This is a genomic window from Iodobacter sp. BJB302 (assembly GCF_002735645.1).
Lineage (GTDB): Bacteria > Pseudomonadota > Gammaproteobacteria > Burkholderiales > Chitinibacteraceae > Iodobacter.
The window spans coordinates 1-10013 of the sequence record NZ_PDZG01000106.1 but is presented as its reverse complement, the minus strand read 5'-3'; the positions used below and the strand labels follow the sequence as shown (position 1 = coordinate 10013).

Sequence of the window (10013 nt, the reverse complement as noted above, 5' to 3'; positions counted from 1 at the left end):
GTTTTGATACCTGCTTCGCCAGTTAAATATTGCTGAACGACAGAGAGCTTGAATTGCGTTGAGTACTTGGACATAAAAACACCCCAAAAATATGGACGGGTGTCCAACTTTTGGGGTGCAGTTCATATCCAGATCGGCTTTTTTACTTACTGATGTAACGCAGTTCTTATCTTTTTAGTGCCTTCGGCACGTTAATTTAGGTGCGGCATCCCCGCAGGGGACTCACTTTCTTGAACGGCCAAGAAAGTAAGCAAAGAAGGCCGCCCCGACCAGCACGAAGGCCCCTCACTGCGGATAAGCGGCTCGGCGAAAAAGGCTGCACGCTCGCTGCCTCGCTACCCCTTTTCCGAAACCCCGTTCCGCTTATTCCTCGCTTCGGCGTGCTTCAAGGGGATTTCTAAGCCCCGTACTTGGTATCGCGATATAAATCGATTTTACTGAAGTTGACACTCCTCAAACCCAAATAAACTACTCTGTTCAAAATGGTCTTCTCCGTGCCACTCCGTGTTCTCTGTGGTTCAAGCTTTGGGTTTGCTTATCAAATCCATCGCACGCAAAAAAGCCGACCTGTATAAACAGATCGGCTTTTTTACTTATTCGGGTTGCGGAGCCGGCCGATAAGCCGGGTTTTGTAGCCTTGAGTTACCCCAAGGTGACAGTCATTCCTCTAGGCCCAGCATTGCTGCTGGGCTCGTGCAACCTACCCGTAGACTCGGCGGGCCACCTCAACGTCTACTGCTTGGTCTTGCTCCGGATGGGGTTTACCCTGCCGTCCGTGTTACCACGTCCGCGGTGCGCTCTTACCGACAAACCTTGCGGCCTGCATCCCTGACGGGAACACCTTTTCACCCTTACCTGATCCCAATCCGGCCTTGTTTCAATAAAGGCTTTCAACTTGGGCCATTGGCGGTTCAGCTCTCTGTTGCACTTTCCGTCGCCTTGCAACGCCCGGTCGTTAACCGGCATCCTGCCCTATGGAGCCCGGACTTTCCTCCCCCATACCCTAAAAGTATGGCAGCGACTGTCTGGCCTGCTCCGCAGCGGCGGATTATCACACCTCTGAGGCTGCTTGTGCAAATGGCAAACCGCTTATTTGTGATAAATCACCGGCCATTTGCTGCGCTTTAGCGATTCCCCGCTGGCTGGCAGGGAAATAAGCGAACACAAAGCGACGGGTGGTTTCACCATCTTCGCTCTTAATCAGGCTGAGCCACACGCTATCCTTGCCAAAAATATTGGGCTCTTGCGTCAGCTCTACCCGCTCAAAAGCACTCACAGGCTCGCTTTTACGCCAAAGCGGTAGCAAACCCAGCAGCATGGTGCGACGCTCAAGAATGGTGCCGTCGGTAAATTGCTCGCCCGGCAGGCCCCAAAAGATCAATCCCAAGGCGATCATGGAATACCAGAACACGCCAAAGAAGTGGTTTTCAAAGTGTGCCGAATCCACCAGCGGCTGCCCCCACCAGGCGGCGGCAAGCATCGCCATGCCAAACAACCACCAGCCGGGTTTAGCCACAGCCCGGCTGACTAATATCGTTTTCAAAGCAGCTTCCAATGGATTTCTTCCCCGGCACGTAATGGCACTACATTGTGCTCACCAAACGGATAGCTGGCTGGCACCTGCCAGCTTTCTTTAACCAGTGTCACCGTACCGGTATTTTCTGGCAGGCCATAAAAAGCCGGGCCATTTTTAGAGGTAAAGGCTTCGAGTAAATCGAGCGCGCCTACCGATTCAAACGCTTCGGCATATAAAGCCAGCGCAGCATGGGCAGAATAAATACCCGCGCAGCCACAGGCTGCTTCTTTGGTGTGCTTCGCGTGAGGTGCGCTGTCGGTACCAAGGAAGAACTTCTTACTGCCCGATGTCACTGCCGCCAGCAGCGCACGGCGGTGCTCTTCGCGCTTCAATACCGGCAAGCAATAGTGATGCGGGCGAATTCCGCCAGTAAACAGCGCATTGCGGTTCATTAATAAGTGCTGTGGCGTAACCGTGGCGGCGATGTTGGGGCCAGCCTTCAATACATATTCAGCCGCTTGTTTGGTGGTGATATGTTCAAACACAATTTTTAATTTAGGCAGGCGCTGCTGCAATACCATCAGCACGCTGTCAATAAAGGCCGCTTCACGATCGAACACATCCACCTGCGGATCGGTGACTTCGCCGTGCACTAAAAACGGCAGGCCCAGCTCGGCCATTTTTTCTAAGGCGGGCATGACTTTATCGAAGTTAGTCACGCCCGAATCTGAATTCGTTGTAGCCCCGGCAGGGTAAAGCTTCACCGCTTTTACAAAGCCACTTTGCTTAGCTTTCACTACTTCTTCAGGAGTCAGATGATCGGTTAAATACAGTACCATCATCGGGTCAAACTGCACGCCAGCAGGCAGGGCTTCCAAAATCCGCTGGCGATAGGCAAATGCCGCATCGACGGTTGTTACTGGCGGTTTCAGATTAGGCATCACAATCGCGCGGGCAAATTCTTTAGCGGTATGCGGCAAAACGGCGGCCATTAAATCGCCATCGCGTAAATGCAGATGCCAGTCATCTGGGCGAATGATGGTGATTGATTTGCTCATATTTTAATTCTCAGGATTTGTGAATGAGTAACTAATGTTTCGCAACCTATCCTATTTATTAAAGGTTTTAGTTCGCGATTTTCAAAGGCTGCGTAACATCAATTGGTAAGCATGCCTGGACTGACTCTTAGCGTTTGCGAATCAAAAACAAAAATTTACCGTCTTGCGGCCAGGTTTCGATGAGCTCGTGCCCGGTCTGGCGGCAAAATGCGGTGAAATCGGTCGGCGTGGCGGGGTCGGTGCAGATCACATGCAGCACTTCACCACTTTGCATCGTGGCAAGGGCCTTTTTAGTGCGCAGGATAGGCAGCGGGCAGTTGAGGCCGCTTAAATCGGCGGCTTGCTGGTGCTCCGGGCGGCTGGACATGGATGTCTCCGAGCAAAAAAGATCTATTGTACCAAGCCAGCTCTTCTGCGCATGGACAAGAGCTGACGGTTCTTTCATATTTATACTCAACCCAAGCTGACAGCAATTATCTTCACAGTAATAGCTGACTTAATTTTTGCTTAAAAATGGCATGCTGCAATCCCCGCCTAATTTAAGTAAACAACTTGATACCACAGACTGAGCGTCACAAAGGATAGCAAGATGAATGGCACAGCCCCTCCCGAAAATAAGCAGGCTCGTGCAGCCGCAGCATCCCGCAGCACCTGGGTCAGCGTGGCGGTAAATATTATTCTGGCCAGCGCCCAGATTGTACTGGGCCTGTTTGCGCATTCTCAGGCACTGATTGCTGACGGGATTCATTCTCTCTCTGACCTTGTGGCCGATGGCGTGGTGCTTTTTGCCGGGCACCACAGCAAAAAAGATGCAGATGAAGATCACCCCTATGGCCACCAGCGCTTTGAAACCGCAGCCTCACTGATTATTGGCCTGATTTTGCTGGCAGTGGGCATAGGCATGCTTTGGGCGGCATTTAATAAGCTTGAAGCACCTGAAACCATTCAAAAAGTACACATCATCGCGCTGTGGGTAGCGGGTACGGCGCTGATTGCTAAAGAGCTGCTGTTCAGATATATGCTGAATGTGGCCAAGCGGGTGAAATCCAGCATGCTGATCGCCAATGCATGGCACGCCCGCTCAGATGCTGCATCGTCGCTGGTAGTGGGCCTCGGCATTATTGGTAATTTGCTGGGTTACCCAATTCTGGACCCGATTGCGGCCTTAATTGTGGGCTTTATGATTAGCAAAATGGGCTGGAGCTTTAGCTGGGATGCCCTGCACGATTTAATGGATAGGGCCGCCGACAATGACGAAGTGGCCGCCATCACCCAAACACTGATAGAAACGCCTGGCGTGCTGGGGGTGCATGATTTACGCACACGCAAAATGGGCGACATGATTATGGTGGATGCGCATATCGAAGTGGCCGCGCAAATCACCGTCGAGGCGGGGCATGATATCGCCGTAGAGGCCAGAAAGCGCGTGCTACAGCGGCACAGGGTATTAAACCTAATGACGCATATTGATCCATCTAAACGACCCGATCTTGATCATCAGCCGGTGCTTAAGGCCCCATAAAATCTAACGCGATAGATAAAAGTAAAAAGATGCACAGATTTATGCAAGCTTAAGTTTCGCTTAATGATGGCATGGTGAAATGACATCACTCATTCATCTTTCACAAGGGAAACACCATGAAAATCACCATGCTACTTGCCATCGTTACACTTGCTGCCTCTTCTTTTAGTATGGCCGACAACTACTACTGCACCACCCACCCCAAAGCCGAATGGCTGGCTGGCAGCGTAGCCCATACCAGAATTGTAGAGATGGGTTACAAGGTGAAAGAATTTAAAGAATCGGGCAATTGTTACAAAATTGAAGGTTGGAATAAGGAAGGCCAAAAAGTAGACGTTTATTTCGATCCAAAAACCTTAGACTTAGTTAAATCCAAATTAGACAATTAATCGCCCTCATCTGCTAAAGCCAGTAGAAGGCCATCAAGGATAAATATGCGCTTACTACTGGTTGAAGACGATGCTCTGCTAGGGGATGGGATTCAGGAAGGCCTCACTGACGCGGGCTTTGTTACCGACTGGCTACAAGATGGCGAATCGGCAAGGCTGGCGCTGATGACAGAAACCAGCTTTGATGGCGTGGTGCTCGATATTGGCCTGCCCCGCCTAGATGGCTTACAGCTATTAGCGTGGATACGCCGTGAGCGCGGCCATTTGCCCGTGCTGCTGCTCACCGCCAGAGACAGCATTGAAGACCGAATCAAAGGGCTGGATGCTGGGGCCGATGATTATCTCATCAAGCCTTTTGCGCTGGGCGAGCTATGCGCACGGGTGCGTGCCTTGATGCGCCGAGGCAAGGGCCGGCACGATGGCGAGCTGTGCTGGCAGGATTTAATCCTCGACCCCGTGCACCAATCGGTGCAGCAAGCGGGGCAAACACTGAATCTCACCGCTATGGAATACCGCCTGCTGCATTTGCTGATGGCTAACCATCCGCATTATTTATCCCGCCCGCAACTTGAAGAAAAACTCTATGGCTGGCAGCAGGATATTGAAAGCAATACGCTGGATGTTCATCTTTCGCACTTACGCAAAAAACTACTCAATGTGGTGATACGCAATGCGCGTAATCTTGGCTGGCGGCTGGAAGCATGAAGAGCTGGCTGCAAAGCGCCTCGCTCGCCACAAGGCTTACTCTGCTGGTGCTACTACTTACTTCGCTAACTTGGGCCGTATTTAGCGCCGTTTTGCTCTATGAAACCCATGATGAAGTCAGCGAGCTACTCGATAAACAGCTCTACGTTTATACCGATCTACTCTGGCAAAGCTTGGGGGATGACGACGATATCCACTTTGTCAGCCACGACAAACCCGACCACCTGCCACACGTTGCCTTCAGTCTGTATAACCGTCAGGGCAAGCTACTGGTTTCCAGTAGCGAATATGTGCTGCCTTTCCAGAACACGCCCAAACGCAAAACTCGCACCATTATACTGGATGATAAGCACTGGGAAATTGCGATACGCCAGAGCCAAGACCGGCAGTTGGTCGTGGGTGAGCCACATGAAAAACGCGATAAATTAATCGATGAAATCGTCAGCTATACCGGTATGACGGCCCTATTTGCGTTGGCGGTGCTCTTACCTCTGCTATTTTTTGCTATTCGCCATGGCTTAATGCCACTCAAGGTGGTGGACGCTGAGCTAGCCCGCCGTGCACCAGATAATCTGCAGCCGCTCGATTTACCCGTTCCTGCAGAAATCGCCCCGCTGCGCGACCGGCTCAATACGCTTTTTGCCCAGGTGAATGACACGCTGGAAAAAGAGCGGCGTTTTACTGCAGATGCGGCCCACGAGCTACGTACCCCGCTGGCAGGATTACGTGTACAAATCGAGCTGGCCCAGAGCAGCCCGCGCCCTGCTACCCGAGAAAAAGCGCTCACACAAGCCTTGCTCGGTGTAGATCGCAGCACGCATTTGGTCGCACAGCTTTTAGAGCTGGCACGCCTTGACTATGCAACAGTAAAAACCGGACTCAGTATCGATATGGCTCAGCTTGCCCGGCAAGCCTTACAAGATGCCGGACTGCCCCAAACCTGCTTACATACCGGCAATGTTTGGACATGGCATGGCCATGCAGGATTACTAGCGCTGTTACTGCGAAACTTACTGGATAACGCCAAACGCTATGCCGGTGAAAATGCGGCTATCACGATTAAGATCAATCAAAACGCCATCAGCATTAGCGACAATGGCCCCGGCGTTCCACCCGAGGTACTGGCCCGCTTAGGTGAGCGCTTTTACCGGCCTCCCGGCCAAAGCCAGACGGGTGCCGGGCTGGGCTTATCCATCGTGCACAGGATTGCAGAATTACACCAGGCCAGCATCACCCTCGCCAGCGATCAGGGTTTTGAAGTCACAATCCGTCAGGAAAAATAAATGGCACATCAGCATCAGCACCCGCACGATCAGCCCGGCGGGCATAACGAGCACCACGACCACACCTTTGATCACGCCCATCATCATCACGACCATGGCAAGCCCAGCTCGCAAAAGCGGCTGCTGCTGGCTCTGATTATTACCGGCGGCTTTGGCATTGTAGAGTTAGTTGGCGGCATCATGACCGGCTCGCTGGCGCTGATTTCAGATGCGGGCCATATGTTTACCGACGCCGCAGCGCTGCTCTTAGCGCTGATTGCCAATTTGATCGGCCAGCGGCCCGCCAATGCAGACAACTCTTATGGCTACGCCAGGGCAGAGGTGATTGGCGCGCTGATCAACAGCCTTGTGATGATTGCGCTGGTGGTGTGGATTGTGGTGGAAGCGGTCAGCCGCTTAATGAATCCTCAGCCCGTAAACGGCATGGGCGTAATGATTATCGCGGTAATTGGCCTCGTCGTGAATATCATTTCGGCATGGCAGCTGTCGCACGATCACGATAATCTGAACAGCCGGGCGGCGATGATTCATGTACTGGGTGATTTACTGGGATCGGTTGCGGCGATTACCGCAGGTGCGGTGATTTACTTTACCGGCTGGAAGGCGATTGATCCGATTTTATCGGTGGTGGTATCCATGCTGATTCTGCGCTCTACCTGGAATCTGCTACGCCAGGCCACCCATGTTTTAATGGAGGGCGTGCCGCAGCACCTGAATCTGGAAGAAATTGGCGCCGCTCTGGCCTCTGAAAAGGGCGTGGTTCAGGTAAATGATCTGCATGTCTGGAATATATCCGGCGGCAAAGTGGCACTTTCAGCGCATATTGTGATCGAAAAGCCAGAAACATGGCCCTTGCAGCTGCAACATATCAACCATATGCTGAGCGAACATTACGGCATACAACATATTACCCTGCAAGCCACATGGTTTAGTATTCGTCCCACGCGTAGTATTCCTATTCGCCGGATTCCACACTGACAAGCAGACAAACAATATTTTCAGGATAAATATGCAACGTTTATTTCTTATGACCCTCCTTGCCCTGCCTTGCCTTGCCAGCGCATCTGAATACAGTAATACCACTCCGCCGGGCATAGAGCGGGATAGCGGAACAACATTTTCACGCTTACTTAAAGACGCACCACTGCCCACGCCTGAAGAAAAAGAATTCACCAAGCCAGACCCAAAGAAACTCGAAAAATGGCAGGAATTCAGCGCGAATTACGATTCCAGAATGAATAAATTTGAAATCGCGCTGGATGGCATTGTTGTGGGGCAGGACGATATTGTTCGCTATGCCGTGGCCGTAACCAGCAAGGGCAGCAAGGTCAGGAATGTCAGCTTTGAAGGGATTGATTGCAAAACCAGGCAATACCGCAGCTACGCCTATTTAAGCGGCGATCAGTGGCAAAACCTTAATCGCCCATGGGAGCTGATCTTTAAAGATAAGCGCAATGGCTATCAATACAAGCTGGCCAAAGAGTTTTGCTGGGGCGGATCGCCCTCATCGGCAGAAAAAATTGTCGATTCAATGACATCGAACGAGCCGCTTAAGATTGTTCGCTAGGGCCTGAACTCTCCGCCATAAATGCAGGGCATAAAAACCGCTTATGCCCTGCATCTTTATCCATAAAACAGACAAGACCTCAATTAGTCGTCAGGCAGACTTCAAGGCAAGTACTGGCTCTGCCCGATAGATACGAAACAACATCGCTCCTGACGAAATAGCAATAAACAAATACAGCAAAGCCAGTGGTAATAAACTGTCAATCGGTAATAAGCTGGAAAGATACATCACCAATCCGGCACATAACGTCAGCGAAAAGCCAAGTAAAGAGCTGGCCAATCCCGCCAGAGCAGGGTACATCGACACACTGCGGGCCATCATATTCGGAAAAATAACCCCTGAGAAAAAAGTAATCAGCAGGGTTGGAATAATCAGGCTGAATAGATTCAAACCCCATTGCAATGCAAGCGCCACCATTACAATACTAGTGAAAATATTAATCATAGCAGCGGAGCAACACAGGCGTGCGGCAGCAATACGCCCTGCAATAATCCGGTTACTAAATACCCCGGAGAAATAAGCCCCCCCCATAGCTAAGGCTACATTTCCAAAAAATACCGGTGAGCGATGCAATACATCCTGAACCATAAAGGGTGCGCATAAATTAAAACTTAACAATACGCCATAGCAAAGCCCCATAATTAAAAAACACAATTGAAACTCGCGATTGGCATAAATCATCTGCGAATTTTCAATAATCAATTTTAATTTAAGTGGAACCGTTTTTTTCAGAGACTCTTTCAGCCCGAAAAACACCATTAAAAATAATACTGCGCCATACGCAAGCAAAAAGTACAGACAAGACTGCCAACCCCAATGAATTTGCAATTGGGCCCCAAGCACAGGCGCAACAATGGGCCCCATTCCCCAGCCAATCACCATATACGTCATCACATGAGCCAGCTCCTTCCCTGTGAAGTGATCTGGCGCAAGCGCCTTCATCACTACAGAACCACAAGCAACGCCTAATCCCTGCACCACCCTTGCCGCAAGGAATAAGGCAAAGTGATCCGTCGAAAGTAAAAGCATACTCCCCAGCAAATAAAGCCCAAGCCCAAATAGTAAAGTGGATCTCCTTCCCCACGCATCCGCCAGAGGCCCGTAGAATAATTGCCCGATGGCAAAACTCAATAAATAGGCTGTTACGCTCAATTGAATTTGCTGCTGGCTAACACCAAAATCGTGCCGCATTGCTGGCAAGGCCGTGACATAAATATCAATTGCCATCTGCCCTATCGGCGACAGCATAATAATTAGGCACATCACCAGAGAAGGATGATTGGGGAGCTGCTTTTGCATATCAGCGCCCCTTATGCCGCAATCAAACGAAACTGCTGATCTGCAGCCTCTGCACCCTGCTTAACAGCAGAACACTTACGCCAGACTAAGTGGGTAGTCATTTGCTTACCTCGGAAAGATGAAGCCTGACATGTGCTTAGTTCAAGCCTGTCGCCTTGCAAATGAAGACGGCGAAGCAATGAGCAGCCAACCCAATTAGGAAAGAGGCTGGTTTGCATATGATGGGTAATCAAGCCACTAAAAGATTGCTCTGCAAGGTCATTAGCAGCAGGCTCAGTTTCCACCTCGTATAAACCTGAGTATGCAAAATAACTTGCGGCAGCAAGGCTTAACTCTGCTGCAGTTTTTTCATGCAGATTGTCTGAAGCAAAAAGCGGCCGCTCACTATCCATAATTTGCACAGACATATAGCCATCTGGCGTGTACATAATCATTCCCTTGGGTTGTTCTCCCATAGGAAAAGCAACGCTACCATCCTCAGCACGCTTCAGATAAGACTCAAGCACCCATGCTCCCGCCAATATTGCTTTCAAATTTACCACTTCAATCGTAAGCGCTCAGCCCTCCCACCTAGCCAGCTGCTTTAGCCTTCGTTATCTTGTGGGTTCTGATCTTTAACAAATGGCAGCAGCTCGTCAATTCGGCTATTGGGCCAAGTCGGGAGTTTTTCTAAT

11 protein-coding genes and 1 other RNA gene are annotated in these 10013 nt (G+C 50.6%); 6 read left to right on the top strand and 6 right to left on the bottom strand.

Going from position 1 to position 10013, the window contains the following annotated elements:
• Positions 1-602: 602 nt before the first annotated feature.
• The 4 genes from rnpB to CSQ88_RS20970 form a co-directional block, all read right to left on the bottom strand.
• An RNA gene (gene rnpB / locus CSQ88_RS20985) (RNase P RNA component class A) lies at positions 603-1037 on the bottom strand.
• 14 nt (positions 1038-1051) lie between these two features.
• Positions 1052-1543 carry a hypothetical protein gene (locus CSQ88_RS20980; protein WP_099400020.1) on the bottom strand — a complete coding sequence of 164 codons (492 nt, stop codon included), beginning with the start codon at positions 1541-1543 and terminating at the stop codon, positions 1052-1054.
• Positions 1540-2574, bottom strand: a complete 1035-nt coding sequence (pyrC, locus tag CSQ88_RS20975; RefSeq protein WP_099400019.1) for a dihydroorotase — start codon at positions 2572-2574, stop codon at positions 1540-1542. Before pyrC ends, CSQ88_RS20980 begins: the two co-directional genes overlap by 4 nt.
• 127 nt (positions 2575-2701) lie before the next feature.
• Entirely contained in the window at positions 2702-2941 is a 240-nt protein-coding gene (locus CSQ88_RS20970; RefSeq protein WP_099400018.1) for a sulfurtransferase TusA family protein, read from the bottom strand.
• A 222-nt stretch (positions 2942-3163) separates the two neighbouring features.
• Between CSQ88_RS20970 and CSQ88_RS20965 the strand changes: the two genes are divergently transcribed.
• From CSQ88_RS20965 to CSQ88_RS20940, 6 genes are all read left to right on the top strand, one after another.
• The gene (locus CSQ88_RS20965; protein ID WP_099400017.1) at positions 3164-4096 is read left to right on the top strand and encodes a cation diffusion facilitator family transporter; all 933 of its coding nucleotides are present in this window, start codon (positions 3164-3166) and stop codon (positions 4094-4096) included.
• 116 nt (positions 4097-4212) lie between these two features.
• Complete coding sequence (locus CSQ88_RS20960; protein ID WP_099400016.1) at positions 4213-4485, top strand: PepSY domain-containing protein; 273 nt, start codon at positions 4213-4215, stop codon at positions 4483-4485.
• Between the two features lie 45 nt (positions 4486-4530).
• Positions 4531-5190 (top strand): response regulator transcription factor, encoded by a 660-nt coding sequence (locus CSQ88_RS20955; RefSeq protein ID WP_099400015.1) that lies wholly within the window; start codon positions 4531-4533, stop codon positions 5188-5190.
• Positions 5187-6473 carry an ATP-binding protein gene (locus CSQ88_RS20950; RefSeq protein ID WP_099400014.1) on the top strand — a complete coding sequence of 429 codons (1287 nt, stop codon included), beginning with the start codon at positions 5187-5189 and terminating at the stop codon, positions 6471-6473. The genes CSQ88_RS20955 and CSQ88_RS20950 overlap by 4 nt, the downstream gene beginning before the upstream one ends.
• A complete protein-coding gene (locus CSQ88_RS20945; protein ID WP_099400013.1) occupies positions 6474-7451 on the top strand; it encodes a cation diffusion facilitator family transporter in 978 nt (325 codons plus the stop codon).
• A gap of 31 nt (positions 7452-7482) precedes the next feature.
• The gene (locus tag CSQ88_RS20940) at positions 7483-8040 is read left to right on the top strand and encodes a CNP1-like family protein (RefSeq protein ID WP_099400012.1); all 558 of its coding nucleotides are present in this window, start codon (positions 7483-7485) and stop codon (positions 8038-8040) included.
• 90 nt (positions 8041-8130) lie between these two features.
• Here CSQ88_RS20940 and CSQ88_RS20935 read toward each other — a convergent pair whose 3' ends face one another.
• Both CSQ88_RS20935 and CSQ88_RS20930 read right to left on the bottom strand, forming a co-directional pair.
• Positions 8131-9339, bottom strand: coding sequence for a multidrug effflux MFS transporter (locus tag CSQ88_RS20935; RefSeq protein ID WP_099400011.1), 1209 nt, complete (start codon positions 9337-9339; stop codon positions 8131-8133).
• 11 nt (positions 9340-9350) lie between these two features.
• Positions 9351-9872 carry a lipocalin-like domain-containing protein gene (locus CSQ88_RS20930; protein WP_180273764.1) on the bottom strand — a complete coding sequence of 174 codons (522 nt, stop codon included), beginning with the start codon at positions 9870-9872 and terminating at the stop codon, positions 9351-9353.
• Between the last annotated feature and the right edge of the window lie 141 nt (positions 9873-10013).

Excerpts from the sequence above, each read along its gene's own strand:
- CSQ88_RS20970 (WP_099400018.1), bottom strand. The coding sequence starts at position 2,941 with ATGTCCAGCCGCCCGGAGCACCAGCAAGCCGCCGATTTAAGCGGCCTC.
- CSQ88_RS20950 (WP_099400014.1), top strand. The coding sequence starts at position 5,187 with ATGAAGAGCTGGCTGCAAAGCGCCTCGCTCGCCACAAGGCTTACTCTG.
- CSQ88_RS20955 (WP_099400015.1), top strand. The coding sequence starts at position 4,531 with ATGCGCTTACTACTGGTTGAAGACGATGCTCTGCTAGGGGATGGGATT.
- CSQ88_RS20935 (WP_099400011.1), bottom strand. The coding sequence starts at position 9,339 with ATGCAAAAGCAGCTCCCCAATCATCCTTCTCTGGTGATGTGCCTAATT.
- CSQ88_RS20965 (WP_099400017.1), top strand. The coding sequence starts at position 3,164 with ATGAATGGCACAGCCCCTCCCGAAAATAAGCAGGCTCGTGCAGCCGCA.
- CSQ88_RS20960 (WP_099400016.1), top strand. The coding sequence starts at position 4,213 with ATGAAAATCACCATGCTACTTGCCATCGTTACACTTGCTGCCTCTTCT.
- CSQ88_RS20940 (WP_099400012.1), top strand. The coding sequence starts at position 7,483 with ATGCAACGTTTATTTCTTATGACCCTCCTTGCCCTGCCTTGCCTTGCC.
- pyrC (WP_099400019.1), bottom strand. The coding sequence starts at position 2,574 with ATGAGCAAATCAATCACCATCATTCGCCCAGATGACTGGCATCTGCAT.
- CSQ88_RS20945 (WP_099400013.1), top strand. The coding sequence starts at position 6,474 with ATGGCACATCAGCATCAGCACCCGCACGATCAGCCCGGCGGGCATAAC.